The 26,070-nt window shown below is 56.3% G+C and carries 27 protein-coding genes; 10 read left to right on the top strand and 17 right to left on the bottom strand.

What is annotated here, in order from left to right:
- Positions 1 to 3 precede the first annotated feature (3 nt).
- Both ABJM03_RS12470 and hemA read left to right on the top strand, forming a co-directional pair.
- Positions 4 to 1,152 (top strand): amidohydrolase, encoded by a 1,149-nt coding sequence (locus ABJM03_RS12470; protein ID WP_348417964.1) that lies wholly within the window; start codon positions 4 to 6, stop codon positions 1,150 to 1,152.
- A 134-nt stretch (positions 1,153 to 1,286) separates the two neighbouring features.
- On the top strand, positions 1,287 to 2,507 hold the full coding sequence (hemA, locus tag ABJM03_RS12465; protein WP_348417962.1) for a 5-aminolevulinate synthase: 1,221 nt from the start codon (positions 1,287 to 1,289) through the stop codon (positions 2,505 to 2,507).
- An 8-nt stretch (positions 2,508 to 2,515) separates the two neighbouring features.
- On the opposite strand, the gene sulP is transcribed toward hemA, so the two are convergent.
- The 12 genes from sulP to ABJM03_RS12405 all read right to left on the bottom strand — a co-directional run bounded on the left by sulP (position 2,516) and on the right by ABJM03_RS12405 (position 11,814).
- On the bottom strand, positions 2,516 to 4,246 hold the full coding sequence (gene sulP / locus ABJM03_RS12460; protein ID WP_348417960.1) for a sulfate permease: 1,731 nt from the start codon (positions 4,244 to 4,246) through the stop codon (positions 2,516 to 2,518).
- A 61-nt stretch (positions 4,247 to 4,307) separates the two neighbouring features.
- On the bottom strand, positions 4,308 to 5,189 hold the full coding sequence (locus ABJM03_RS12455) for an MBL fold metallo-hydrolase (RefSeq protein ID WP_348417958.1): 882 nt from the start codon (positions 5,187 to 5,189) through the stop codon (positions 4,308 to 4,310).
- 18 nt (positions 5,190 to 5,207) lie between these two features.
- The gene (locus tag ABJM03_RS12450) at positions 5,208 to 5,648 is read right to left on the bottom strand and encodes a DUF6691 family protein (RefSeq protein WP_348417956.1); all 441 of its coding nucleotides are present in this window, start codon (positions 5,646 to 5,648) and stop codon (positions 5,208 to 5,210) included.
- A 3-nt stretch (positions 5,649 to 5,651) separates the two neighbouring features.
- Positions 5,652 to 6,086 carry a YeeE/YedE family protein gene (locus ABJM03_RS12445; RefSeq protein ID WP_348417955.1) on the bottom strand — a complete coding sequence of 145 codons (435 nt, stop codon included), beginning with the start codon at positions 6,084 to 6,086 and terminating at the stop codon, positions 5,652 to 5,654.
- Complete coding sequence (locus tag ABJM03_RS12440) at positions 6,083 to 6,295, bottom strand: DUF2892 domain-containing protein (RefSeq protein WP_348417954.1); 213 nt, start codon at positions 6,293 to 6,295, stop codon at positions 6,083 to 6,085. The genes ABJM03_RS12445 and ABJM03_RS12440 overlap by 4 nt, the downstream gene beginning before the upstream one ends.
- 84 nt (positions 6,296 to 6,379) lie before the next feature.
- Positions 6,380 to 7,051 (bottom strand): Crp/Fnr family transcriptional regulator, encoded by a 672-nt coding sequence (locus ABJM03_RS12435; protein WP_348417952.1) that lies wholly within the window; start codon positions 7,049 to 7,051, stop codon positions 6,380 to 6,382.
- A 153-nt stretch (positions 7,052 to 7,204) separates the two neighbouring features.
- The gene (locus tag ABJM03_RS12430) at positions 7,205 to 8,302 is read right to left on the bottom strand and encodes an FAD-dependent oxidoreductase (protein WP_348417950.1); all 1,098 of its coding nucleotides are present in this window, start codon (positions 8,300 to 8,302) and stop codon (positions 7,205 to 7,207) included.
- A 21-nt stretch (positions 8,303 to 8,323) separates the two neighbouring features.
- Positions 8,324 to 8,788: a rhodanese-like domain-containing protein gene (locus ABJM03_RS12425; RefSeq protein ID WP_348417949.1), complete on the bottom strand. Its 465-nt coding sequence runs from the start codon at positions 8,786 to 8,788 to the stop codon at positions 8,324 to 8,326.
- Positions 8,789 to 8,973: 185 nt separating this feature from the next.
- Positions 8,974 to 9,237, bottom strand: coding sequence for a nitrate/nitrite transporter NrtS (gene nrtS, locus ABJM03_RS12420; RefSeq protein ID WP_348417947.1), 264 nt, complete (start codon positions 9,235 to 9,237; stop codon positions 8,974 to 8,976).
- 237 nt (positions 9,238 to 9,474) lie between these two features.
- Positions 9,475 to 10,554, bottom strand: a complete 1,080-nt coding sequence (locus ABJM03_RS12415; RefSeq protein ID WP_348417945.1) for a methyltetrahydrofolate cobalamin methyltransferase — start codon at positions 10,552 to 10,554, stop codon at positions 9,475 to 9,477.
- A gap of 11 nt (positions 10,555 to 10,565) precedes the next feature.
- The gene (locus tag ABJM03_RS12410; RefSeq protein WP_348417943.1) at positions 10,566 to 11,486 is read right to left on the bottom strand and encodes a methylenetetrahydrofolate reductase; all 921 of its coding nucleotides are present in this window, start codon (positions 11,484 to 11,486) and stop codon (positions 10,566 to 10,568) included.
- 31 nt (positions 11,487 to 11,517) lie between these two features.
- Complete coding sequence (locus tag ABJM03_RS12405; RefSeq protein ID WP_348417941.1) at positions 11,518 to 11,814, bottom strand: virulence factor; 297 nt, start codon at positions 11,812 to 11,814, stop codon at positions 11,518 to 11,520.
- Between the two features lie 265 nt (positions 11,815 to 12,079).
- On the opposite strand from ABJM03_RS12405, the gene ABJM03_RS12400 reads away from it, so the two are divergent.
- On the top strand, positions 12,080 to 13,201 hold the full coding sequence (locus ABJM03_RS12400) for a Ppx/GppA phosphatase family protein (protein ID WP_348417940.1): 1,122 nt from the start codon (positions 12,080 to 12,082) through the stop codon (positions 13,199 to 13,201).
- Positions 13,201 to 13,941 (top strand): RlmE family RNA methyltransferase, encoded by a 741-nt coding sequence (locus ABJM03_RS12395; protein WP_348417938.1) that lies wholly within the window; start codon positions 13,201 to 13,203, stop codon positions 13,939 to 13,941. Before ABJM03_RS12400 ends, ABJM03_RS12395 begins: the two co-directional genes overlap by 1 nt.
- A 75-nt stretch (positions 13,942 to 14,016) precedes the next feature.
- Here ABJM03_RS12395 and ABJM03_RS12390 read toward each other — a convergent pair whose 3' ends face one another.
- Positions 14,017 to 14,586 (bottom strand): DUF882 domain-containing protein, encoded by a 570-nt coding sequence (locus ABJM03_RS12390; RefSeq protein ID WP_348417936.1) that lies wholly within the window; start codon positions 14,584 to 14,586, stop codon positions 14,017 to 14,019.
- A gap of 342 nt (positions 14,587 to 14,928) precedes the next feature.
- Here ABJM03_RS12390 and ABJM03_RS12385 point away from each other — a divergent pair, with 342 nt between their 5' ends.
- The 4 genes from ABJM03_RS12385 to ABJM03_RS12370 are packed head-to-tail and all read left to right on the top strand — an operon-like array spanning position 14,929 to position 19,170.
- Positions 14,929 to 16,545: a L,D-transpeptidase family protein gene (locus tag ABJM03_RS12385; RefSeq protein ID WP_348417934.1), complete on the top strand. Its 1,617-nt coding sequence runs from the start codon at positions 14,929 to 14,931 to the stop codon at positions 16,543 to 16,545.
- Positions 16,546 to 16,574: 29 nt separating this feature from the next.
- Complete coding sequence (gene lpxD / locus ABJM03_RS12380) at positions 16,575 to 17,666, top strand: UDP-3-O-(3-hydroxymyristoyl)glucosamine N-acyltransferase (RefSeq protein ID WP_348417932.1); 1,092 nt, start codon at positions 16,575 to 16,577, stop codon at positions 17,664 to 17,666.
- 35 nt (positions 17,667 to 17,701) lie between these two features.
- On the top strand, positions 17,702 to 17,965 hold the full coding sequence (locus tag ABJM03_RS12375) for an acyl carrier protein (protein ID WP_348417930.1): 264 nt from the start codon (positions 17,702 to 17,704) through the stop codon (positions 17,963 to 17,965).
- Complete coding sequence (locus tag ABJM03_RS12370; RefSeq protein ID WP_348417927.1) at positions 17,962 to 19,170, top strand: beta-ketoacyl-[acyl-carrier-protein] synthase family protein; 1,209 nt, start codon at positions 17,962 to 17,964, stop codon at positions 19,168 to 19,170. The genes ABJM03_RS12375 and ABJM03_RS12370 overlap by 4 nt, the downstream gene beginning before the upstream one ends.
- Before the next feature lie 83 nt (positions 19,171 to 19,253).
- On the opposite strand, the gene ABJM03_RS12365 is transcribed toward ABJM03_RS12370, so the two are convergent.
- A complete protein-coding gene (locus ABJM03_RS12365; RefSeq protein WP_348417925.1) occupies positions 19,254 to 19,898 on the bottom strand; it encodes an invasion associated locus B family protein in 645 nt (214 codons plus the stop codon).
- A gap of 455 nt (positions 19,899 to 20,353) precedes the next feature.
- Here ABJM03_RS12365 and ABJM03_RS12360 point away from each other — a divergent pair, with 455 nt between their 5' ends.
- Positions 20,354 to 21,943 carry a helicase HerA-like domain-containing protein gene (locus ABJM03_RS12360; protein WP_348417923.1) on the top strand — a complete coding sequence of 530 codons (1,590 nt, stop codon included), beginning with the start codon at positions 20,354 to 20,356 and terminating at the stop codon, positions 21,941 to 21,943.
- On the opposite strand, the gene ABJM03_RS12355 is transcribed toward ABJM03_RS12360, so the two are convergent.
- Together ABJM03_RS12355 and ABJM03_RS12350 are read right to left on the bottom strand one after the other, a co-directional pair.
- On the bottom strand, positions 21,940 to 22,401 hold the full coding sequence (locus ABJM03_RS12355) for a GNAT family N-acetyltransferase (RefSeq protein WP_348417921.1): 462 nt from the start codon (positions 22,399 to 22,401) through the stop codon (positions 21,940 to 21,942). The genes ABJM03_RS12360 and ABJM03_RS12355 overlap by 4 nt on opposite strands.
- A gap of 10 nt (positions 22,402 to 22,411) precedes the next feature.
- Positions 22,412 to 23,416 (bottom strand): GlxA family transcriptional regulator, encoded by a 1,005-nt coding sequence (locus tag ABJM03_RS12350; RefSeq protein ID WP_348417920.1) that lies wholly within the window; start codon positions 23,414 to 23,416, stop codon positions 22,412 to 22,414.
- 184 nt (positions 23,417 to 23,600) lie between these two features.
- Here ABJM03_RS12350 and ABJM03_RS12345 point away from each other — a divergent pair, with 184 nt between their 5' ends.
- Positions 23,601 to 24,971, top strand: coding sequence for a 3-deoxy-7-phosphoheptulonate synthase class II (locus ABJM03_RS12345; protein ID WP_348417918.1), 1,371 nt, complete (start codon positions 23,601 to 23,603; stop codon positions 24,969 to 24,971).
- 92 nt (positions 24,972 to 25,063) lie between these two features.
- Here ABJM03_RS12345 and ABJM03_RS12340 read toward each other — a convergent pair whose 3' ends face one another.
- On the bottom strand, positions 25,064 to 25,726 hold the full coding sequence (locus tag ABJM03_RS12340) for a PAS domain-containing protein (RefSeq protein WP_348417916.1): 663 nt from the start codon (positions 25,724 to 25,726) through the stop codon (positions 25,064 to 25,066).
- Between the last annotated feature and the right edge of the window lie 344 nt (positions 25,727 to 26,070).

Here is a 26,070-nt window from a genome sequence, read left to right as displayed (position 1 = left end):
ATCATGCTGACAAACTCAGATCTTGTGGAGCTCACGGCATTTCGCCGTGCTTTGCACCGCCGTCCAGAAATCTCTGGTCAAGAGGTTGAAACAGCTCGCACAATCACCGCAGCGCTCAAACAGCTTTCTCCGTCCCGGATATTAACGGGGCTGGGCGGTCACGGTGTGGCGGCGGTGTTTGACAGTGGCACCAAAGGCGAGACCGTGCTTTTCCGCGCCGAGCTGGATGCCCTACCGATCCAAGAGCGCAGTGATAACGACTGGGTGTCTGAGATTGCGGGCAAAAGCCATGTCTGCGGGCATGACGGGCATATGACCATGTTGCTTGCATTGGGGCGGTTGTTGTCGCGCAAACCTGTCGCCAAAGGGCGCGTTGTCTTGATGTTCCAGCCCGCTGAAGAAGATGGCAGCGGCGCAAAAGCGGTGGTTGCCGACCCTGCCTATGAACAGATTAGCCCCGATTGGGCCTTTGCTATCCACAATGAACCGGGTCGGCCATTTGGCTATGTTTCAACCTGTACAGGCGTGATCAACTGCGCCTCATTGGGACTGAAAATCACCCTTACAGGGAAAACGGCCCATGCCGCTGATCCGCAGGACGGGGTTTCTCCTGCTACTGCGATGGTCGAACTGGTCCCCGCGCTATCAGCATTGGGGCAGGGTGGCGCGTTGGATGACAGCTTTCGATTGGTGACCATAACCCATATGCAAATGGGTGAGCCTACGTTCGGGGTGGCCCCCGGTGATGGTGTGATCTACGCAACATTGCGGACCACGGGCGATGCCGGTCTGGAAACGATTGAGGCGGAAGCGCGTGCCATTGCGGGTGATGCCGCACAAAAGCATGGTTTGCAGATCTCCTTTGAGGTTTGCGATTATTTCGCAGCCTCAATCAACCATCCCGATGCCTTTGCGGTGGCCTGCAAGTCTATGGATGCCATCGGGGTCAGCCATGGAACCGAAGGGGTGCCGATGCATGCCTCCGAAGATTTCGGCGTGTTCGGTTGGGGGGCTAAATCGGCAATGCTGTGCCTTGGCCCGGGCGAAGATTTTGCCGCGCTCCATAATCCGGACTATGATTTTGATGACAATCTGACCCCTGTGGGGGCCGCGATATTCGAGCGGATTGCGCGGGACCTATTGGGTAGCTAATAACGACGGATCGCAGAAAAATTCAGGGGTTTGATCTATGTCAAAGCCCGAAAAAACCCGCTGGTTGATACCGCGTAAGTACAGGCAGATCCTTCCTGTTTGTACAATACCGAAGGTCAAGCTGCGAGGGCGCGATGGACTACCAAGATTTCTTTAAGACGGCGCTGGATGATTTGCGCGGCCAAGGCAACTATCGGACCTTTGCCGAATTAGAACGCCATTGCGGAAATTTCCCGCAGGCCACCTCACGCGGGGCGCATCAAGGGGATGTAACCATCTGGTGTTCTAATGACTATCTGGGCATGGGACAGCATCGGACCGTTCTGGATGCAATGCATGAAGCGCTTGACCGCGTCGGTGCAGGGGCAGGCGGCACCCGCAATATTTCGGGCACGACCGGTGATCATGTCATTCTAGAACGGGAGTTGGCAGACCTGCACGGTAAAGAAGATGCACTGCTGTTCACCTCTGGCTATGTCTCGAACTGGGCGGCGCTTGGCACGTTGGCCGCGCGTATTCCTGATTGTGTGGTTCTATCTGATGCGCTTAACCATGCGTCGATGATCGAAGGTATTCGCCATTCCAAGGCCGAGCGGCTGATCTGGGCCCATAACGACCTTGAGGATCTTGAGGCGAAGCTTAGCGCGCTGCCGCTGGAACGCCCCAAGCTGATCGCATTTGAAAGCGTTTATTCCATGGACGGGGATATCGCGCCGATTGCCGAGATTTGTGATCTTGCGGATAAATACAATGCCATGACCTACCTCGATGAAGTCCACGCCGTTGGGCTATACGGTCCGCGTGGCGGCGGCATTGCCGAACAAGAAGGGGTTATGCACCGGCTCACCGTGATCGAAGGGACGTTGGGCAAGGCATTTGGCGTTATGGGCGGCTATATTGCCGCCTCGGCCGAGCTGTGCGATTTCGTGCGCAGTTTTGCCAGCGGGTTTATTTTCACCACAGCCCTGCCGCCTGCAGTAGCCGCAGGTGCCGCGGCTTCGATCCGCCACCTCAAACAAAGCAACGAGGAACGCACCCGGCACAAGGAAAATGTCGCAAAGGTTCGCGCGCAATTGGATGCTTTGGGCATTCTCCATGTGGACAACCCCAGCCATATCATCCCCGTGATGGTTGGCGATCCGGTGAAATGCAAATTCATCTCGGATGTCCTGTTGAAAGACTACGGCATCTATATCCAGCCGATTAACTATCCCACTGTACCCAAAGGGACCGAACGCCTGCGGATCACCCCATCACCGGTGCATTCCGCTCAAGACATCGCGCATCTTACCCAAACCCTTGGCGCGCTTTGGGAACATTGCCAATTGGCCCGTATGCCAATGGCCGCGGAATAAACGGGCTGCTAGGCCTCTGCGCAGGATGTGCCAGCCGTGGCCAGCGCGCAAAAGGCATCGTATTGGGATAAAAACACCTGTCCCGTCATATGGGACAGAAAATCTTGACGCTGCAGGCGGTCCATAACCGGGCCTTTGACCTCCGAGAGGTGCAGCTTAATATCCACCTCGGCAAGGCGGGCGTTGATCATCTCGAGCGATTCAAGCGCGCTCAAGTCGATCTCATTGATGGCCGAGCATTGCAAAATGACGTGGCGGATGGCTGGATCACTGGCAACACGGTTGTGGATTTGATCTTCGAGAAACCGCGCATTCGCGAAATAGAGGCTTTCATCCATGCGCAGGGTGACAACGGCGGGGTTGGTTTGAACATCATGGCGCAGGATGTTGCGGAAGTGTTCGGTTCCCGCAACCAACCCGACCTCGGCGATATGCGGCTTGGAGGTTTTATACAAATGCAACAGGATCGACAGGCCCACACCCGCAGAGACGCCCGCCTCGACACCGATGCCCAAAGTGATCAGGATCGTGGTCAGTACAGCGGCAAAATCAGCTTTTGAATAGGACCAACTGCGTTTGAGAATGGACAGATCAACAAGGCTCACCACGGCGACGATTATAGTCGCCGCGAGCGTCGCCTTGGGCAGAAAGTAGATCAGCGGCGTCAGCGCCACAGCAGCAATGGCAAGGCCCATTGCCGTAAACGCGCCTGCGGCAGGCGTTTCAGCCCCCGCATCAAAATTCACCACCGAGCGGGAAAACCCGCCCGTGACCGGAAACCCGCCAGAAAGCGAAGCACAAACATTGGCCGCCCCAAGTCCGATCAACTCTTGATCGGGGTCAATGCGCTGGCGCTTTTTCGCGGCAAGGGTTTGTGCGACAGAAATGCTTTCGACGAAACCGATGATCGAAATCATAAAGGCAGGAAACAACAACTGTCCGACCAGATCAGGCGAGAAAGAAGGGAGGGTCAGCGGGGGCAGGGATTGGGGCACATCTCCTACGATTTTCACGCCGCGTCCGGTCAGATCAAACAGCCAGACTGCAAGCGTTGTCACGACAACCACCGCAACCGGTCCGGTTTTCACAACGATCCCCGCAAACCCAGCAGAAAGGCCACATCGTTTCAGCACAGGCATCAGCCCCTTGCGAACCCAGAACAGAAAACCGGTGGCAAAAATGCCGATGATCGCAGTGGTCCAGTTTATCTGGGACAGATGGGTAACAAGCGATATCGTCAATTCGGCCAGATTATGCCCCTGCGCATCAATTCCAAGAATATGTTTGATCTGGCCTGCCGCGATGAGGATGCCGGAGGCGGTGATAAAGCCCGCGATCACAGGGTGGGATAGGAAGTTTGCCACAAACCCGAGACGAAATATCCCCATCCCTAGTAGAATAAGCCCCGATAATGCAGCCAGCGAAAGAGCCGCTGTGGCGTAGCCCATGCTGCCTTGCTCTACGATGTTGCTGAGCGCTGCAGCCGTCATCAGCGACACAACTGCAACCGGCCCAACGGCGAGTGTGCGGCTGGTCCCGAAAATGGCATAAAGGATAATCGGCCCGATCGAGGCATAAAGCCCCGCCTCGGCAGGCAACCCCGCTAGCAAAGCATAGGCAAGCGATTGCGGGATCAACATGATCGTCACAATCAGCGCCGCTACCAGATCGTGAGAGAGAGTAGCGCGGTTATAGTCCCGCCCCCAAGTGAGGATGGGAAAATAGGTCAGGAGTTTCATTTCATGGGAGCCATCGAAGCCTTTATTCGTATTCTATCCGCCAGACCCGGGGCGGAAGCCGTTAAATGCCGTTTACCGGTACTTTGAGCATCGGGTTTCCATCCTTGTCGGTGGGCAGCTCCCCTGCGCGCATATTCACCTGAAGCGACGGGATGATCAGCCGTGGCATACCCAATTGAGCGTCGCGTTCGCTGCGAAACTTGATGAACTCTTCACGGGTCTTGCCAGCCCCGATGTGTATGTTGTGGGCTTTCTCTTCTTTGACGCTGGTTTCCCATTCGATGTCGCGCCCGTTGGGGCCGTAATCATGGCACATAAACAGCCGCATATCGTCAGGTAGTGCCAGTACCTTTTGAATGCTGTCATACAATACCCCCGCATCCCCGCCGGGAAAATCGCAGCGCGCCGAGCCACCATCAGGCATGAACAGCGTATCCCCCACAAATGCGGCATTGCCCATCACATGCACCATACAGGCAGGCGTGTGCCCCGGTGTGTAGATGGCAAAGGCCTGCATGTTTCCGATTATATAGGTGTCGCCATCTTTGAACAGCGCATCGAATTGCGATCCATCGCGCTGGAATTCGGTCCCTTCGTTGAAGATTTTGCCAAAGGTTTCCTGAACCAGCATGATCTTTTCGCCCACGCCGATTTTGCCGCCTAGTTTCTGCTGGATATAGGGGGCCGCGCTCAGGTGGTCGGCATGAACGTGGGTTTCGATGATCCAGTCCAGCGTAAGGCCACGCGCCGTGATTTCGGCGATCAACCCATCAGCGGCTTCATAGGTGATACGCCCCGAAGCATAGTCAAAATCCATCACACTGTCGATAATGGCGCAGTGGTTGCTATCAGGGTCTTTGACGATGTAGCTGACCGTATTGGTGGCATCATCGAAATGTGCGGATACATCGGCTTTCACCGAGAGCTGTACGGGGTAGGACATTGTTCAATCTCCGGCGTTTCAAGCAGCAGGCCTTTGGCTGCGACTTTGGTAGATGGCTTGTAACCTTCTGGCGACGACAATGCCTGCCACAAGGGCTATTATAAAAATCAGCACCTCAATGCGACCGGTGCCAAGGGCAGGGAGCGCGCCGCCAGGACAAAAACCGGCAATCCCCCAACCCACACCGAAAACCGCAGAGCCGCCCAGAAGCGAAAGATCAAGGTCGCGGCGAAGCGGTAGCTGAAAAGAAGCCCCCAACAGCGGGGAAGGGCGCTTCAGAACCACCTTGTAGCCTATCGCGGTGACAATCAATGCGCCGCCCATCACGAAAGCAAGACTCGGGTCCCAAGTCCCGGCAATGTCGAAGAAATTCAGCACTTTTGCCGGATTTGCCATGCCGGAGATCAAGATCCCTGCGCCAAAGACCAGACCAATCAGATAAGATGTCAGAAAACGCATTATTCAGGCTCCGATCACATGGCGTATGATAAAGACGGTCACAAAGGTGGCGGCCATGAATGTCAGCGTGGCAGCGACAGAGCGCGGTGACAAGCGCGCCATTCCGCACACCCCGTGCCCCGACGTGCAGCCAGAGCCGAAGGTAACGCCAACCCCGACGACAAAACCCCCGATAACCAGCATCCCGCCCGAGGCAGGCACAGTGATTGCCGGCATCTGCCCTGTCCACGCGCTATAGAAGGCAGGGGCAGATAACATCCCTAGAATGACCGCGGCCCGCCACATCCAATCCCCAAGCCCCGCCGGTTGTAGTAGCCCGGCCAAAATACCCGTGGCGCCCATGATACGGCCCATGACCCCCATAAGAAGAACGGCCGAAAGCCCGATCAAGGCCCCGCCGCCCAGAGATTGCAGCGGGGTGAAGGTCGTCTCGATCATAGCTTGCAAGTGCGGATGCCAAACACGCGGTAAAGGGGGCAAAATTTCATCGCCGACGTTCCAATCAGAACAAGCCCTGCGATCACCGAAACTGCCGTGATTGCACCGGATTCAAAAATCGCCATGCCGCTGATAAATGGTAAGATCAACAGCAAAGCTCCGAGAACCACGCGAATACGTCGGTCAAGCGATCCAAGATTAACAGTCATTTCATCTCTCCTTTGAAATCTACGCCAAGCATAGATCGCAAGAGAGGCTGCTGTTTGTGACTATGTCACCAATAGCCGTCGTTTTCAGGTCTCGTGCGCCGCCAGTTGGCTGATCTGGGCCCGATCCAGAATATCCACACGCCCGCGCGCCTGCGCGATCCAGCCGCGGCGCTGGAATTCTTGCAACTGGCGCGAGATCACCTCACGCGCGGTGCCCAGCTCGATCGACAGTTTCTGATGGGTCGTGGCAACCCTGTTGCTCTTGTCCGAAAGCTTTAGCAAACGGCCGGCAAGACGCACATCAAGCCGCTGAAAGGCGACTTCGTCGATCATCAGAAACAGGTCCGTGATGCGTTTGGAAAAGGCGGCGAAGACAAAGCTGCGGAATGGTTTGGATTGGGAGACCAGTTCGTCAAAGACCGCGCGCGGGACGGCGGCCGCCTGAACTGCTGTCTCGGCGATGCCTTCAGCAGAGTAATCCTCATAGGCCAGCAGGCAAGCGGTGGTCAGCACGCAGCTTTCGCCGGCCTCAATACGGTATAGAACAATTTCATGGCCCGTTTCGGACACTTGCTGTACCCGAACGGTCCCATCAAGCAGGAACAGCATGTTTTCAGGCGAATTACCGGGGCCGAATATCATAGTGTCGCGGGGCACAGTTACGATCTTGGTGCGCTTGAGCAACAGATCCTTAACTGGCCCGTCCAGTTGCGAAAGGCCTGCAAAGCGGTCCACCCAATCGGTAGTGTTTTTCATATCACGACGACCTCTGATTGCGGCAGCATTGGCAGGTGCCCGCACTGTCCTTGGGGCGACTTGCAGCGCCTTGAAGCCATGAGGGTCACAGGTGCATTTCTGTGCCACAGCAAATGAAGGATGACAAGTTGACCCTGAGAAAGCTCTGATTGCTTAAAACTGCTTCATGAAATCGCGGTCAATCTTGTCCTTCAGACGCCAGACCAAGGAACCAGCCAACCCGATCCCCATCTTTTCACCAAAGGCCCGTTTGCCGCCCAGCGACACCAGCTTGAGGTAATCCGCTTGCGGGTCATAGTGGCTCAGCGGCGCGCCTGCCAAGGCATTGCGCAGATTGCGTAGCAACACAGGCGCCTGACGTACTGCGTATACCCCCGCCTTGGGGCGGGGATTATAGGTCATATGAGCGCAATCACCCACTGCAAAAACACCCGAAGAACTACTCTCAAGCGATTGATCCACAGCAATAAACCCATCTTTCAGGTCGAGGCCGGTATCCGCGATCCAGCCATGCGGCGTGGCCCCCGCTGCCCCTACGATAAAATTCGCATCAAGCGAACGGCCATCCGCCAAGGTCACGCCATTGGCGGTAACTGCAGCCACGCCAATGCCCTCCAGTACCTCAACGCCGTTTTCGCCAAGCGCACGACGCACGCGGGCTTGGGCTTTCGCGCTATTGGCGGACAGGATTTGGCTGCGGTCCAACAGTTTGACCGATACCGGGCCTGCATGGTTGCGCAGGGCAAAGGCCATGGCCATAGCCAGCTCGGCTCCGGCAATACCGCCGCCGATGACTGCCACATGTTTGATACCTGCAGAGCTGCGGAAACTGTCCCATTTCGCGGAAAAATCGGCCAATGGCTTGGCCGGAACGCCGTGTTCTACAAAACCGGCAAGCCCGTCCATCCGTGAGGTAATCCCCACATCAACCGACGCCAGATCATAGGAAAGCGTCCTGCCGTCCTCCAGACCGATTTTGCGCTGCTGTGGATCCATCGAAACCGCGCGCCCGTCGATCAATGTCGCTCCGACCTTTGCCGTCAACGCCGCCAGATCAATATCCAACTCTTCCCGCGTGTAGTGCCCGGCCACGAAACCGGGCAACATGCCGGAATAGGGCGCGGTCGAGCCCGGGTTGATCACCGTCACATGGGCACCAGCAAGGGGCGCATCCTTAAGAGCGTTCAAAACAAGCGCATGCGTATGCCCACCGCCCACAAGGACGACCGATTTCAAAGAATTCTGGTTCATTAAATTTCCTGTTCCATTCGCTCAGAGCCATGCGACCTTTCCGGCAAGTTCCATGACAGTTGCAGCACGCAAAGGCAGATTTTCCTTGAGGTACCCAGGCCCTGCACCCGAACCAAGCATCCCCTCTGGTACGTCGATGATACTGGTAAAACCGTTTGCACGCAGGCGTTTATCCATATGAGCAGAACGGACCCCACGCGCACAGATCAATGCGACGGGCTTGTCCCCGCCACTGGCAAGCAACGATTGGAGCATCTCCTCGAAATCCTTGCGCCGCATATCCAGCGGCAATGCAGGTGCTGCGATTCCGGTTCGTTTCCATTCATCGGGGCGACGAATATCAATCAGGTAAATCTGCCCTGCCTCTGCTTGGCGGTGGGCTTCGGTCACGGTCAGCCGGTCGCCGCCTGAGGTATCTGCAAAGACGTTGAACCAATTCGCGACAAACAGCCCTCCCGCTGCGACGGCAACAACGCCGCCTGTCATAAACAGGCGCCTTGTCGGATGGGAGGGGTTATCCTCTGGCATATTGGTGACCTCACTTCAGGGCGCTTGCCCGCATCCCTAACGGGAGCGTTTCAAGACTTATGTGACGAAGTCACCGTTTTATCCAATAAGTTATCTGTGAGCACATCTCGAAAACAGGCGTGCAAGTGGCATTTGCTGCGCGATCAGGCGTTATCCTGTCGGGCGGTACGCTGGATATTATCCTTCACCGCAAGATACGAAGAATAAGTCGAAACGCTGTAAGGGACGCAGTAGGTCAGGATGATACGTATCGCCATGCCGAAATCCAGTTGGCCCGCCAGCAGTTTGTCGCCCTGATTGATCACGGCAAGAACGGTGCCTACGATCAATGCAATCCGCATAGCGCGTTTAACCACGGTCACATCCGTTGCGATCGCAATGAAACCCATATTTTCATTTGATGACATGTCACTTCCGATCCCGATAGCCCCCCGGCCGGCGTGGCGGGAATACAATCGAGACAAACAGGCGCAGGCCGACATGTCCAGCGTTTGTCCCTGTGATCAACAACTTGTGCAAGTGATGTGCAACCGCCATGAGCGATCCAGCAGGATCACGCATGGCGGAAGCTAACATTCAAGAATTGGCAAGAGAGAAAAAAGCAAACTAAAACATTAACCTAATCGCCACTCTTAACCCTTTATTCACTTCCGGCGGCGGCCACCGGTACGGCCTGCGCGGCCGCGCCCTTCCTGACCTGCTTTTGGAGCGACCTTGTTGAAGTTGATCCAGTCGCCACCGTGCGGGTCACGGTCAAACAGGAAGTTCGCCGCGCGGATCGCTTCCATTTCTTTGCCGGGCTTGGGCAGGGTTGATCCCATGCCAAACAGGTTCACAAATGTCTCGTCGTCCATGCCTTCGGGCAAGATCAAACCAAGGGCTGCAAGCTCTTCTTTTTTTGCGGCAATTTTCTTGGCGTTGACGGGTAGGGCAACGGGATTCATGATTGCGGATGTCATGCCGGCACCCATGGCCATAGGCAGAAACGCGTTGTTGATGCCATGACGGTTGGGCAGGCCAAAGCTGATGTTGGAGGCACCGCAGGTGGTGTTTACGCCCAACTCTTCACGCAAACGGCGTACAAGGGTAAAGACCTGATGGCCCGCTGTTGCCATCGCGCCAATAGGCATGACCAGTGGATCCACCACGATGTCATGGGCGGGGATCCCGAAATCGGCGGCGCGCTCAACAATCTTTTTGGCCACAGCGAAACGTACGTCAGGGTCTTCGGAAATACCTGTGTCATCGTTCGAAATCGCGACAACCGGCACATTGTATTTCTTGACCAGGGGCAGAACCAGCTCCAGACGCTCTTCTTCACCGGTCACCGAGTTGAGTAGCGGGCGGCCTTCGCAGGCCTCCAGACCGTTCTCCAACGCGCCGGGCACAGAGCTGTCGATGCAGATCGGGCAATCGGTCACGGCCTGAACACGTTTGATCATCTCGGGCATCAGCATCGGCTCGACAAAGTTGTTGTCGGCATAACGTGGGTCTTCGGCCATTTTATTCGAGAAAACAGCGCCCGAGTTTACGTCGAGGATGTTGGCACCTGCGGCAACCTGCGCGATGGCATCGGCCTCAACGCGGGAAAAATCACCACGCTCCAGCTCTTCGGCCAAGATTTTGCGGCCTGTAGGGTTGATCCGTTCCCCGATGACGCAGAAGGGCTGGTCAAAGCCGATAATGGCAGTTTTTGTTTTGGATTCGACGATCGTTCTGGTCATTGGTCAGTCCTTTAGGCGGATGCAGGAACGGCAGAATCGCCGCCATTGTTTTGGGCCCATGTGGCATTGGTTTTGATCCCGCCAAGCGGAAAGAAATGCACATGGCTGATGTTAAATTCGGGATTGGCGGCCTTATGTGCGGCCAGCTCGGTCAAGATATCTGTTGGTTCATAGGGGAGAAGCAGCTTGGTCACATCCATCGCTCGCTTTTGCAATACCTTTAGCGATGGCCCCACGCCGCAGGCGATGGCGAATTTGATCAGCGTTTGCAGCTTGGCCGGACCGGCGATGCCGATATGAACGGGGAGGGTGATGCCCGCCTCTACCAGACTGTCGGCCCAATCAATGATCGGCGTGGCTTCAAACGCAAACTGCGTGGCGATGGCCATTTTCGCATCTGTTCGGGTTTGGAAATCATTCTTCCAGCGCAGCGCGGCATCAACATTGGCTGTGCCGGTGGCGTCAATGTCGCGATTGCCTTCGGGGTGTCCGGCCACATGCAAACGCTCGAACCCCGCCTGATCAAATAGCCCTGTTTCCATCAACTGCATACTGTCAGAGAAATCCCCATGCGGCGCGGCAACACCACCCGCCAGCAACAGCGCCTGTTTTACATCCGCTTCACCCTGATAGCGTGCGATCCAGTCGGCCAGCGTGGCCTTGTCTTTGATGATGCGGGCGGGAAAATGCGGCATAACGGCAAAGCCGTCGCCTGCAAGGCGCCGCGCGGTCGCGACCATATCCTCGATCGGGGTGCCTTCGATGTGGGCGATATAGACCCGCGTCCCCGCAGGCAGCAGCGCGCGGAAATCTTCGACCTTCTCGGCTGTGCGTGGCATTACCTCGATCGAGAAATCCTGAAGAAAGCTTTCGACTTTGGGGTTCACGCCGACAGCGTCATCGTCTTTTTTGCGGAAGTTCAACAGTGCCATGTGGCGGCTCCTTTAACTGTCATGAAGGGCGTCAGGCCCAGCCGTCATTTGCAATAAGTGCCTTGATACGCTCGCGGTCGTATTCCGCATCAATGCGCGCGGCTTCAGCATCGGCAACCGCGGCATCTTCGCCTTCGACAGTATAGGCATCTGCCTTGCGCCACTCGGCAAGATACGCATCCGTATCACCGGCACCGACCTTCATGGCAGCACGATCAATGGCCTGTTCGAAACGTTCTGGCAGGATGCGTTTCTGGCCACGTCTGCCTTTGCCGACAATGACTTGCGCCGGGATATCCCGCCAATACACGATTACTACATCTGCCATCTACGATTCCTGTCTTTGCACTTTTGCGCCACTTCATCTCTAGCGGATGGTCCACATCGACCGATTGTCGTTTTCGACACAAGCCGTCTCATCCGCGACCTATGGTTAGCGCATTGCGCCTCGTGTCACGAGGGGCAGGGCCCGTCATTCGCTGCATGATCTTGGTGAGGTGCATTAAATTCCCGCGCAATCGTGACCGAGGGCGCTTGCGCGCGGGCACCACAAGACGTATCAATGTTACAACTCGTAATGAAAGGCGCAACCCATGGCGCCAAAGCGCTCCAAAGGTGCGGGCGCGCTCGAACGAAACATATCGACGGTTCTGAGCCCCGCGCCAGTTTCGTCCAGATCGAACGACCTATATGCGGCCCTTGATCTGGGCACAAATAGCTGTCGCATGTTGATCGCCCGCCCCGAAGGCGGGGGGTTTCATGTGGTGGACAGTTTCTCGAAGTCTGTGCAACTTGGCGCAGGGCTCGAGAAAACCGGGCGATTGTCGCGCGGATCAATGACGCGCACCATACAAGCGCTTCGTATTTGTCAGCAAAAGCTGCGGCGTAACAAGGTCAAGCGGATGCGCCTTGTGGCCACCGAAGCCTGCCGCCGTGCGCTGAACGGTTCTGACTTCATGCGCCGTGTCACCCGCGAAACCGGGCTTCGCCTTGATATCATCGCTCCCGAACAGGAGGCGCAGCTGGCTGTAATATCTTGTGCGCCGCTGGTCAGTCCGAAGACAGAGAACCTGCTGGTTGTGGATATTGGCGGCGGCTCGACCGAGCTGGTGTGGATCGATATCTCGAAAGTGCCCAAAAAGGACCGCGCGCAATCCATCATGCGGCTGCACGGCGGGTTTGTGCAGGCAAAGACAGATATACCCGCGGCGCGTGTGGTCGACTGGATCAGCGTGCCCTTGGGCGTGGCCACATTGCGGGATCAATTTTCCGATGTTGAGGATGACGCAGCGCGCTTTGCCTTGATGAGCTGGTTCTTTGAAGAAAACCTGACCGATTTCACCCCCTATCAATCCGCACAACCGCAAGAGCGGTTCCAGATTGTCGGCACCTCTGGTACAGTCACTACTGTAGCGGCAAGCCATCTAGGCCTGCGCCGCTATGACCGGACCAAAGTGGACGGGATGCATATGACGAGCACGCAGATTGATAAGGTGATCCACAAATATCTGGCGATGGGGCCAGAGGGCAGGCGGGCCGATCCCTGTATCGGGCACGACCGCTCGGCGTTGATCATGTCTGGGGCTGCAATTTTGCAGGCACTGATGCGTTGCTGGCCGACGGACAGGCTCAGCGTGGCCGACCGTGGTCTGCGCGAGGGGCTACTTTATGCACAAATGAGCGCGGATGGCGTGCTTGAAGAAGGAACATTCTGATGGGCAAGACGCCGACAGGAAAGAACACATCAGGCCGCGGACAGCGCGATCTGAAAGTTAAGGTGAAATCGGCGCGCGGCCGCAAGCTTAGCTCGACCCGCTGGTTGCAGCGGCAGTTAAACGATCCTTATGTAAAACGGGCCAAGGCCGAAGGTTATCGCGGGCGCGCGGCGTTCAAGATCATGGAGCTGGACGATAAATACCGCTTCCTCGTGCCTGGCGCGCGGATCGTTGATTTGGGTGCGGCACCTGGCGGCTGGTGCCAGGTGGCGGTCAAGCGTTCCAACATCCTTGGCGAAAAAAGCGGTAAGGCGAAGGGCACGATTCTGGCCATTGACCTTCAAGAGATGGAGCCCATCGCGGGCTGTGAGATCCACCAGCTTGATTTCATGGAAGATGATGCCGACCTCAAGGTCAAGGAATGGCTGGGCGGGAATGCGGATGTCGTGATGTCGGATATGGCGGCTGCCTCATCAGGGCACAAGCAGACAGACCACAACCGGATTATCGCGCTGTGTGAGGCTGCTGCCTATTTCGCGTTTGACGTGTTGGATGAGGGCGGCACTTTTGTCGCCAAGGTTCTGGCAGGCGGTGCCGAGGGTGAGTTGCAGCAATTGCTCAAAAAGCGCTTCCGCAAAGTGGCCAACTACAAGCCACCGTCGAGCAGGCAGGACAGTTCGGAAAAATTCGTGGTCGCCATCGGCTTTAAGGCGGATAAACCGGACGAAACGCAGGAATAACAACCTTGCACACAAAGAAAAACGCCCCGATGGGGCGTTTATTTTTGATTTGGGACATTTGAAGAATAGGGCGGTTTAGCTGCCCCATGTGCGGACGGTGCCACAATCCATATGTACAAAGTTGGAGCCGGAGTAGCGGCCAACACCGCCGCCACGACAAACGGCCGCCGCCTTGGCCATTTGCGATACCGAGCGCGAGCTGAGGCGCAAATCGGCCGCTTGGCCTTTCATATGCAGGGAGTTCTTGGCCACCCCGCGCGAGCGGGAGCGCAGCATCGCATTGGTTTTCGGGCTACGGTAGCCTGACAGCAACATATAGGGTTCATCCACATCCATCAGGTTATGGGCGGCGGCCATAATGTCGATCGTGCGCAGATCCATTTTTACGGTGTCATTGGTGCGCCAGTCGCGCATGAAATAATTCACTTCTTTCACGGCGTCGCGGATGTAATCGCCCTCGATCCAATAGATCATGTCGATCCGTTCGCCCGTACGGCCGGAATACATCTTGATACGGCGGATATCACCGCCACCGCGCAGGAAGCCTGCTGCATTTCCGTATGTAGGGGCTGCGGTGAGTGCTGTTGCTGCGAATGCGCCCAATAGGCCGCGCCGCGTCATACCTGAGGTGGAATTAACCGTCATACTAATTGTCCCGTCCTTGCCAATAAAGCTGGCTTGCCTGTGGATTCTGCCAATGTGCCTGTGATGTTACACAGGCGTTAATTCATCTCCCCAGATGCACTACATGTATTGCATAGAGGAATTTCGGAACCAAGGGGTGAATCCCCGCGTTACGTTATCAGGGGAATTTTAGGCAAATTTTTGCGCATTTGGTGACCGTTGATGAGGCAAACAACGATATCTTGTGTCAAAAAAACACAGATCAATACGTTTCCTCTAGGAGTGGCGCGAATGTGAGTGGACTTACCGGCCCAAAATTATGAATAGTTTTCCGAAACCTAGAGATCTTCGGAGAGTTTTTTCATGCGCCAGTATTTGAGTTTACTAAATGCACCAAAGGCAATTGCGTGCGCTTTGGCGCTTGGCGTAATTTTTTCTTCTGCTCCGTCACCGGCTCAGGCACAGCTCACCGCCTTCAAACAGGCTGTGGCCGAAACCGGATCACGCGACGATGTGATTGCCAAGTTTTACCGTGATCATAATTTTGAAGGCATCTGGACCGGCAATAGCGATCTGCATGCGGCCCGCCGCTCCGCGCTGTTTGACGCGCTAAGCCGCGCGGGAGACCACGGTTTGCCGGTAAGCCGCTATGATGTGGCGGCGCTTGAACGCCAGATGAAAGCCGCACGTTCAGCTCGCGATCTGGGTCTGATCGAGGTCGAGATGACGCGCATGTATCTGCAATACGCCCGCGATATCCAAAGCGGCGCGTTGATCCCCTCACAGGTCGTGGATGCAATCAAACGCGAAGTTGAATACACCGACCGTGCAGAATTGATTTCAGGGTTCCTGTCGTCGCAACCGGCTGCTTATCTGCGCGGGCTGGCACCGCGCACAGTGGAATATAGCGCGCTGATGAAACAGAAAATGCTGTTGCAGGAACAGCAGCAAAATGGCGGTTGGGGCCCGACGGTAAATGCCTCGTCGCTCAAACCCGGGGCATCGGGCCCTGCGGTGCTGACCCTGCGCAACCGGCTGATGTCCATGGGCTATCTGGCGCGCTCGAACGCCAAAACCTATGACGCGGCCATGGTTGAGGCCGTCAAAGCCTTCCAGAAGGCGCATGGTCTTGAAATTGACGGCAGCGCGGGTGAAAGCACCATTAAGGAGCTAAATCAAACCATTGCCACACGCCTCAAGCTGGTATTGGTGGCATTGGAACGCGAGCGTTGGCTCAACAAAGAGCGTGGCGATCGCCATATTCTGGTGAACATCCCGGACTTCACCGCAAAAGTGCTTGATCACGGCCACGTCACATTCGAGACGCGTTCAGTGGTGGGTGCCAATAAAGAAGACCGCCCCACGCCCGAGTTTTCCGATACGATGACCCATATGGTCATCAACCCCAGCTGGTATGTGCCGCGCTCGATCGTCGTGAATGAATATTTGCCCGCGCTGCGCAACAACCGAAATGCGGTCAGCCATATCGAGATTACCGACCGTAAAGGCCGCAAGATCAACCGCGGTGCTACCAATTTCGCGAAATATACGGCGCGGAATTTCCCCTTTGCCATGCGCCAACCGCCCAGCAGCACCAATGCGCTGGGATTGGTGAAATTCATGTTTCCCAACAAATATAATATTTACCTTCATGACACGCCGGCAAAAAGCCTGTTTGGCCGCGAAGTGCGCGCCTTTAGCCACGGCTGTGTCCGGCTGAGCGAACCTTTCGAATTTGCCGAGACCCTTCTGTCCAAGCAGGAAGCCGATCCAATGGGCTTTTTCAAATCCAAGCTGAACACAGGCCGTGAAGCCCGCGTGAATCTGGAAACACCTGTGCCGGTGCACATCATCTACCGCACCGCCTTTACCGATGCGCGGGGCAATATGAATTTCCGCCGCGACATCTATGGTCGTGACGCAAAGATCTGGAACGCCCTGCAAAAGGCAGGGGTAGAAGTCGGTGGCGTTCAGGGGTAAATCTGCGCGCAACCTCCAAGGAGCGCGACATGAGCTATACCGTTAAAGAGATTGCAGTGGCGCTGGGGGCAAAAGCCTTTGGCGCCATTGGTATTTCAATCGCCCGCGCAGCTGAACCCGCCAGCGCCACAGCGCAGGACCTGGCGCTGGCTATGTCTCCGAAATACGCTGATGATCTGGACCAAGGACAGGCCCGTGCGGCAATCCTGTGGGAGGGGGCCGACTGGCAGGCGTTGGGACTGGAGGCTGGAATCATCGCACCACGTCCGCGTTATGCCATGTCAGGGCTGACCAGAATGCTTGACCCCGGGCAGGGGTTTGCAGCAGGAATTCATCCAAGTGCTGTCATCGCCCCCCAAGCAGAGCTGGGCGAGGGGGTGAGCGTTGGCCCGCTTGCCGTGATTTCCAAAGGTGCAAAAATCGGTGCGGGCAGTGTGATTGGACCGCAGTGTTTTATTGGCGCGGACGCCACCCTTGGCCCGCGTGCCTATCTGCGCGAGGCCGTTAGCATCGGTGCGCGTGTCACCATCGGTGAACGTTTTATCGCACAGGCCGGCGCGCGCATTGGCGGCGACGGGTTTTCCTTTGTTACGCCGGAGCCCAATCCGGTCGAAACCATCCGCCACAGTCTGGGCCATCAAGGCGACGCACAGGCGCAAGAGTGGGCCCGGATTCACACGCTCGGTTCGGTCAGGATTGGCGACGATGTGGAGATCGGGATGAACGCCACCATCGATTCCGGCACCATCCGCGACACCTATGTGGGCCACGGTAGCAAACTCGATAATCTGGTGCATCTGGGGCATAATGTCGTGGTCGGGAAAAATTGCCTGCTGTGCGGTTTAGTCGGGGTCGCGGGGTCCGTGACCATCGGGGATAATGTCGTGCTGGGCGGGCAATGCGGCGTGGGGGATAATATATCCATCGGTGACGGCGTTGTTGCGGGGGGCGGTACGAAACTGCTCTCTAATGTCCCAGCAGGACGCGCCATGTTGGGCTACCCTGGCACGCAGATGGACAAGCAGATTGAACAATATAAATCACTACGCCGCCTGCCGCGCCTGCTCCGCGAGGTTGCAGAGCTGAAAAAGGCAGTTTTCAAAACCGGTAAGGATGCCTAAGTCTTGCCCGAGGACAGCCGCAAAGGAACCACCCCATGAGCGTCAAAGATCAGGTCATCACCATCATCGCAGAACAGGCCCTGCTAGAGCCAGAGGATGTGACGATGGACAGCACGCTGGAAAGCCTTGGTATAGACAGTCTTGGTTTGGTCGAAAGCATCTTTGCCATTGAAGAAGCCTTTGATATTACCGTGCCCTTCAATGCCAATAAGCCGACCGAGTCCGATTTTGACATCAGCACAGTGGCCAGCATTGTCGCAGGGATTGAACGGCTTCAGGCCGAGCAACAACCTGAATGAAACGCGTTGTTATTACCGGTGCCGGAACGGTCAACCCGCTGGGCCATTCCATGCCCGAGACTTTTGCCGCCATGCGAGAAGGCGCTTGCGGGATCGGTCCACTGGATATCCGCGATCTCGACCGGCTCCAGATACAGATCGGCGGACAGGTCAAAGGGTTTGAAAGCGAAGGCCGCTATAGCCGACAGCAACTGTCGCTTTATGACCGGTTTACCCAGTTCACCCTTGCTGCGGCCCGGCAGGCGATAGACCAGTCCGGGCTTATCTTTGACGGGAAATTGGCCGAAACCAGCGGTGTGGTACTGGGCACGGCCGGCGGCGGGGTGAGTACGTGGGATGACAACTACCGAACGGTCTATGCGGAGGGTAAAAACCGCGTGCATCCTTTCGTGGTCCCCAAACTGATGAATAACGCGGCCGCCAGCCATGTGAGCATGGAATGGAACCTCAAAGGCCCGTCCTTTACCGTGTCCACGGCCTGCGCCTCTTCAAACCATGCCATGGCACAAGCATTTTCCATGATCCGCTCGGGGATGGCAAAAGCAATGGTAACAGGCGGTTCTGAATCCATGTTGTGCTTTGGCGGGATCAAGGCGTGGGAAGGGCTGCGCGTGATGTCCAAAGATGCCTGCCGCCCGTTTTCGGCCAACCGCAACGGGATGGTTCAGGGTGAGGGCGCGGGCGTGTTTCTATTCGAAGAGCTTGACCACGCACGTGCGCGCGGCGCGCAGATCCTGTGCGAAGTTGCGGGCTTTGCCATGACCTCGGATGCATCAGACATCGTGATGCCCTCCAAGGAAGGCGCGGCACGTGCCATGGCGGGGGCATTGCGCGACGCAAAGATTGATCCGTCCGACGTGGGCTACATCAACGCCCATGGCACGGGCACGGCCGCCAATGACAAAACCGAATGTGCTGCTGTCAAAGATGTCTTTGGCAGCCATGCTGACAGATTGATGATCAGCTCGACCAAATCCATGCACGGCCATCTGATCGGCGGCACGGGCGCTGTGGAGTTGCTGGCCTGTATCATGGCCTTGAAGGACGGGGTCGTCGCGCCGACGATCGGATATATTGAACCTGACCCCGAATGCGCGCTGGATGTCGTGCCAAATACGGCCCGTGAGGCATCGGTTGAGGTGGCGCTCAGTAATGCCTTCGCCTTTGGCGGTATGAACGCGGTTCTTGCCCTGCGCCGAATTTAACCAAGCAGCTCGATTTTAACTCTTTGCAACAAAAAAGGCCGCTCCGGATCGGAGCGGCCTTTCGCATTCGAACAAGATCGCACTTAAGGTGAGGTAACGATGGTTGCTTTATCAAAGGAGGCGGTGAAGCCGTCCAACGACAGGTTCAGCTCAACCTTCTGGTCAAGCGCAAGCGCGGGAACGATTGTGAGCGTCGCATTGGCCCCACGTTTGAATGCAGTCACGTCATCGGCCGTAAGGCCCAGACGCGCGTAACAGCCTACAGCGTTGCAGAACGCATAAGGATAACGGCGGGCCTGACCACCGTCGATGGACATGGTCAACTGGTTTGGCAGCGCTGTCTCGAGCGGTACAATCACAGTCGCACCTGCAACAGCTTTGCCGCCGTCGGGTAGGCGGAACATGGATACTTCTGCCACTGGCGAACCTTCACCGTCATCCAGAAGCTGGTACATCTGGCAAGGCTCTTCGCCTTCTTCCACACGAATACAGCGAATTTCCCATGCACCGACTTCTTCGCGGGTATAGGGGGCGCCAACGGCACTTTGAGCATCTTCGCCAAGGCTCAGCTGGTCTTCGATGGTTGGTTTGGCCGCGTCGGCCGGTTTGTCCGCGTCAGCAGGCGCCACAGTCAAATCGCCCGAAGTGGTCGATTGCGCGAAAACCGCTACTGGGGATAAAAGCGCCAACGCAGCACAAAACGTTAAAACTGGTGAAGAATGGGTCATGTGAAATCCGTCGTTTGATTGCAGTTGAACCGACTTAACACCCTGATGCACAGATGTCAGGGGGATTGCGCGCAAGTCGCTTCATGAATTTGCATTTTTCCGCTGATGCATAGCTACGTCGTTGCGGACCATGGGAAAATAAAAAAAGAGAGCGAAGAACGCTCTCTTTTTTATAGATGGTAACTCCCTGCCGGACTTTGCCGACTTATTATCGACACGATATGCAAGCCCATACAATCGGTCAACCGGAAATCCGGAAAACTCTTCGGTAATAGGATGCGGGCGTAAAAAAGCCGTACCCGAAGGTACGGCAAGTCTGACAGGGAGGAAGTATCGGCACCTCAAGGACATCAAGGAACCGATAAATTCACTATGGCGCAAACAGGTTAAGTAAGTATGCTGGCCCGGGCCGCTCCGGAAGGTGCGGTTAAGCAAGTATTACAGGAGACGTCATTGTGGGTTCTGATCTTTTTATCGGTGGCGGCGGGCCTGATTATAGTACGCAACAATATCTATCGCTGAAATATGCAAACCGGCATGGGCTGGTGGCGGGGGCCACGGGTACCGGTAAAACCGTGACCTTGCAGATCATGGCCGAAGGATTTGCCAAGGCTGGTGTGCCTGTGTTCCTGTCGGACGTCAAAGGCGACCTGAGCGGTCTGGCCGCCGCAGGCGATCCCGCCCACAAGCTGCACGGTGCCTTTACCGAGCGCGCCACAAAAATCGGATTTGACGATTTCACCTATGAAGCCTTTCCCGTCACCTTTTGGGACCTCTTCGGCGAACAGGGCCACCCCGTGCGCACCACGATATCAGAGATGGGGCCACTGCTGCTGGGGCAACTTCTGGGGCTGACTGAAGCTCAGGAAGGGATCCTCAACATTGCGTTCCGCGTGGCCGATGAAGACGGTATGCCACTACTTGACCTCAAAGACCTGCAGGCTCTGTTGGTCTGGATCGGCGAGAATGCCAAGGATCTATCCTTGCGTTACGGCAATGTTTCCAGCTCATCAATCGGGGCGATCCAGCGGCGTTTGCTGGTATTGGAAAATCAGGGCGGTGCAAAGTTGTTTGGTGAGCCCGCGCTGGCGCTTTCCGACCTGATGCGGACCGATGACCAAGGGCGCGGGATGATCAACATTCTGGCGTCAGATCAGCTTATGGGGGCTCCCAAGCTTTACGCGACCTTCCTGCTGTGGCTGCTGTCCGAACTATTCGAAGAACTGCCCGAGGTCGGCGACCCTGATAAACCAAAGCTGGTGTTCTTCTTTGACGAAGCGCATCTGTTGTTTGATGACGCGCCCAAAGCGCTGATCGATAAGGTCGAACAGGTTGCGCGACTGATCCGTTCAAAAGGTGTCGGCGTCTATTTCATTACCCAAAATCCGGCGGATGTGCCCGAAGACATCCTCGGCCAGCTTGGGAACCGCGTACAACACGCCCTGCGCGCTTTCACTGCCAAGGACCAGAAAGAGCTGCGGATGGCTGCGCAGACTTACCGCGAGAACCCCTCCTTCAGTACCGAAGATGCGATCCGGGAGGTTGGCGTAGGCGAGGCCGTGACTTCGATGCTGCAACCCAAGGGCGTGCCGGGTATCGTTGAACGTACATTGATACGCCCGCCTTCCTCGCAGCTTGGCCCGATCACCGGGGCACAGCGTAAAGAGATCATGGCGGCGTCCCCCATGGCGGGAAAATACGAAAGCCCGCTGGACCGTGAAAGCGCCTTTGAGATGCTGCACAAACGCGCCGAACAAGCCGCCGCCGAGGCAGAAGCCGCGGAGGCCGCAATCGAGCAAGCCGAAGCAGAGGCAAAAGCGGCCAAGGCTGCCACGGCCGACACACCATCCTTGCGCGAATTCAAACAGGCGCGGCGCTATGCGGGCAAAGGGTCAAGCACGACAACACGTCGAACCAGCAGCCGCACAGCCGCGGGGCAGGGGATCGGCGGTGCAATCGCCAATGTCGTGATCAAAGAACTCAAAGGCACAACAGGCCGCCGCATCGTACGCGGCATTCTGGGCGGGTTGTTCAAAGGGCGTTAAAGGGCGCGTGCCATATAACGGCTAAAGGGCGCACCGTCTTCGTAGTCCCCGAAGGCGGCGCAATCCTTGAAGCCGTGCCGCAGATACAAGCGATGCGCCGCCTCCAGCCCCGGTGTACCTGTCTCCAGACACAGTCGCGGCAGTTTTCGGGCCCGTGCCACATCTACCAGATGACGCAAAAGCGCATCGCCCACACCGCGCCCGCGTGCGGCAGGATCAACAAACATCGATTTCACCTCTCCGTAGGTGCCGCAATCGGCCAAGGCCACACAGCCCAGCACGTCATCCTTGTCTTGGGCGATAAAGAACCCGATATCTGGCGCCGTAAGCCTGTCGATGGATAGAAAATGATTAGCTTCCTGCGGGAAAAGCGATCCCATCAGAGCATGACTGGCCTCAAGCAGCGCGTGCGCCTGGGGTTGGGTCGGATCACCGGACAATACAGCAATGCTGCCCATTCTCATTCCCTCAGGGAGATAGGCGCGCAGCATGGCTGCCACGTTCGCGGTAAGGGGTCGTATCATAATGTGCGCGGTAGCATTTGGAGAAATGTGACGGCGACGCAAATCCACAGGCCAGCGCCACGTTGATCACACTCATATCGGTTTGCATCAACAGATTGCGCGCCTTTTGCAGACGCAGTTCCATATAATACCGCTTTGGGCTGCGGTTCAGGTAGCGCCGGAACAGCCGTTCCAGCTGGCGCGTGGACATGCCCACATCGCGGGCCAGTATCGACGGGCTTATCGGCTCTTCGATATTGGTTTCCATAATCTGGATCACCTGACTAAGCTTGGGATGGCGCACGCCGATGCGGGTGGGCACTGACAAACGCTGTGTGTCCTGATCCGTACGGATCGAGTTATAAATCAGCTGGTCCGCCACCGCATTGGCAAGATCTTCACCCTGATCATCGGCAATGATTTTAAGCATCAAATCAATCGACGAGGTCCCGCCCGCAGTGGTCATCCGGTTGGATTCGACCACAAAGACAGACTTGGTTAGTACAACCTCGTCGAATTCCTCTTCAAAGCTGTCCTGATTTTCCCAATGGATCGTCGCCCGTTTGCCATCCAAAAGACCTGCCTTTGCCAACGTATAAGCACCGGTACACAGGCCCCCGATCAAAATCCCCTTGCGGGCCTCACGGCGCAACCACGACAGGATCTTTTTGGTGGTGGCCGCCTGCACGTCGATCCCCGCGCAAAGAAACAACGTATCATCACGGCCCAAATCGCCTAAATCCGCGTCAAGTTTGAACACTGTGCCCGCAGAGCAAACTGCCTGCTCACCGCCTTCACCAACCAGTTCCCATTCATAAATTGTCCGGCCTGCCATCCGGTTGGCAATCCGTAGGCTTTCAATGGCGGTCGCAAAGCAGAGCAAACTGAAATTATCCAACAGGACAAAGACAAATTTACGCGCCTTTTCATTGTTTTGGGGAATGCGTTGTACGGATGGGGTAGTCACCATTGTGCGGACACTCACAGGGCAGGCGTTTCAATATTACAGATGCGGTACTAGGCATGAGGACAAATGCCGCGTCAAGCCGTCAAATCTGTTATGGCCACTCAGGCTCATGTTTTGTATAGAAGCCTTCTGACCCAGCGTTTGCGCCAACATTTTGCGCAATTCGCCAACGACCGGAGCGAGAGAAATGACTTCCTGGACCAAATCAAGCTGGCGCGCGGCGCCACGGATTCAAATGCCCGATTACCCTGATCAGGCCGCATTGAACGCAGTCGAAGAACAGCTCGCCCGATATCCACTTTTGGTATTTGCCGGTGAAGCACGGCGCCTGCGCAAGCATCTGGCTGCAGCAGGGCGCGGAGAAGCATTTTTGCTGCAAGGCGGCGATTGCGCCGAAAGCTTTGAGCAGTTCAGCTCGGACATGATCCGCGACACGTTCAAGGTCATGCTTCAGATGGCAGTGGTACTGACCTATGGTGCCAAAGTGCCGGTGATCAAAGTAGGCCGTATGGCAGGCCAATTCGCCAAACCCCGTTCGGCCAATACCGAAACGGTGGATGGTGTCGAGCTGCCCAGCTACCGTGGCGACATCATCAACGATCTGGCCTTCACACCCGAAGCCCGCATTCCGAACCCTGACAACATGATGCGCGCCTACACGCAGGCAGCAGCCACGCTTAATCTGCTGCGCGCCTTTTCCACAGGCGGCTATGCGGACGTGCATCAGGTACACGGCTGGACCCTTGGTTTCACCGATGGTGAAAAAGCCGCGAAATACCGCGATGTGGCCAACCGCATTTCGGACTCGCTTGATTTCATGGCGGCGGCTGGTGTGACATCGGACACAGCACATACGCTGCAATCAGTTGAATTCTACACCAGCCACGAATCCCTGCTTCTGGAATACGAAGAAGCACTGTGCCGCCAAGAAGCGGAAACCGGTAAGTGGCTGGCTGGTTCGGGCCACATGTTGTGGATCGGCGATCGTACGCGTCAGCCTGACGGTGCGCATGTTGAATTCCTGTCCGGCGTTCAAAACCCGATCGGTTTGAAATGCGGCCCGTCGATGGAAGTCGATGACCTGAAAAAGCTGATGGCAAAATTGAACCCTGACAACGAAGAAGGGCGCCTGACATTGATTTCGCGCTTTGGTGCCGGTTCGGTGGGTGATCACCTGCCGCGTCTGGTCAAGGCCGTAAAAGAAGAAGGGGCCAACGTGGTTTGGACCTGTGATGCTATGCATGGCAACACGATTAAATCCTCTTCAGGCTATAAGACCCGCCCGTTTGAAAGCGTTCTACGCGAAGTGCGCGAATTCTTTGGCGTTCACGCCGCCGAGGGGACAATCCCGGGTGGTGTTCATTTCGAGATGACAGGTCAGGATGTGACCGAATGTACCGGTGGCGTGCGTGCGGTATCTGACGAAGACTTGTCAGATCGCTATCACACTGCCTGCGATCCGCGTCTCAACGCGAGCCAATCGCTGGAACTGGCATTCTTGGTCGCTGAGGAACTTACAGCACGCCGTGCCAATTCGGGCATTCAGGCCGCAGGCTAATTGCTGCGCCCATGAAGATGAAAAAGGCAGAGCGGAAACGCTCTGCCTTTTGTTTTTAGGTGCCTTTGATGTGCTGGATCGCTCGGAGCGATTTACTCTTCCGGCTCGACCAACCGCAGGTAAGGGGGCCGTTTTTTAGCAGTCTCGGCGATGGGCGTTGATTGCGGGCGGGTGAACATCGCCTTTTGCTCCGCAAATTCCTGTGGTGCCTTTTCAGCCACGTGAAGCTCTTTGGTCTTGGCCGGACCTTTGCCCAAGCGCTGTGTGCTCACTTCAGCTACGTCAAACCGGCGTGGTGTGTTGCCCAAATCGCCTGTTACCACCAAACAACCCAAGATACGGCTGATGTCACCCAAATCGCTTTTGAGCGGCAATAAGATCATACGCGCCTCTAGCTCGGGCTGTCCAAGACTTGAGGGTGATCTCATTCGTAACTCTGCGGTGGCCGGCGTTTGGAAAACCTCCTCAAGGACACCTGCAACACGTGTGCGTTCTTCGCGCTCAAAGAAAGCGGTGATAGGCATACCGCGGGCTTCCATTCCCATTACGTCATGCAAGTGTTTGCCAGCAATGCGCAGACGGGCAACGCCAGGTGCGATACGCTCCAGGATAAAGGCGTTTTCCAGCGCGCTCTCGATGCCGCGCGGATCAATCTCTGCGCGTTTGGGCATTTCGCGCACACCCCGCAGGGCATCCCAATAGGCTTCGACAAGCGACAGTGGGGCATATCCGCTGTGAGGTTGGTAATCAGACATTGAAATAATAGTCTGCGAATTTTTTATCGAGTTGTCCATGAAAGCTCCCGTCTTGATCGGTTTTGTGGGCTGAGGTGGCGGTTTTCCGCGTGGCTGTTGGGGCAAACGCCCGATCAGCTGCACCACGCCTTCTGCGAGATGCTGTGTATTTGACTCATATAAAGCAAAACTTGGCCCCTGCGGGTCACATTTTAGTCATATCGGTTAATGTCGTTTCAGCCGTAACAATGCTTGATCCCTTTCTCTAAACTTAATTGTCTTCCATCGATATGCAGTCGGGGGCTTGCGGGTCACGGGGAAAAAAACCTATCCACGCATACAGGACAGGCCAATGGTGCGAAGGG

This window comes from Sulfitobacter sp., from assembly GCF_039977885.1.
In the GTDB taxonomy this organism is placed as follows: Bacteria; Pseudomonadota; Alphaproteobacteria; order Rhodobacterales; family Rhodobacteraceae; genus Sulfitobacter.
Note: the sequence above shows the minus strand (reverse complement) of the source record. Positions and strands in the feature narration are given on the sequence as shown.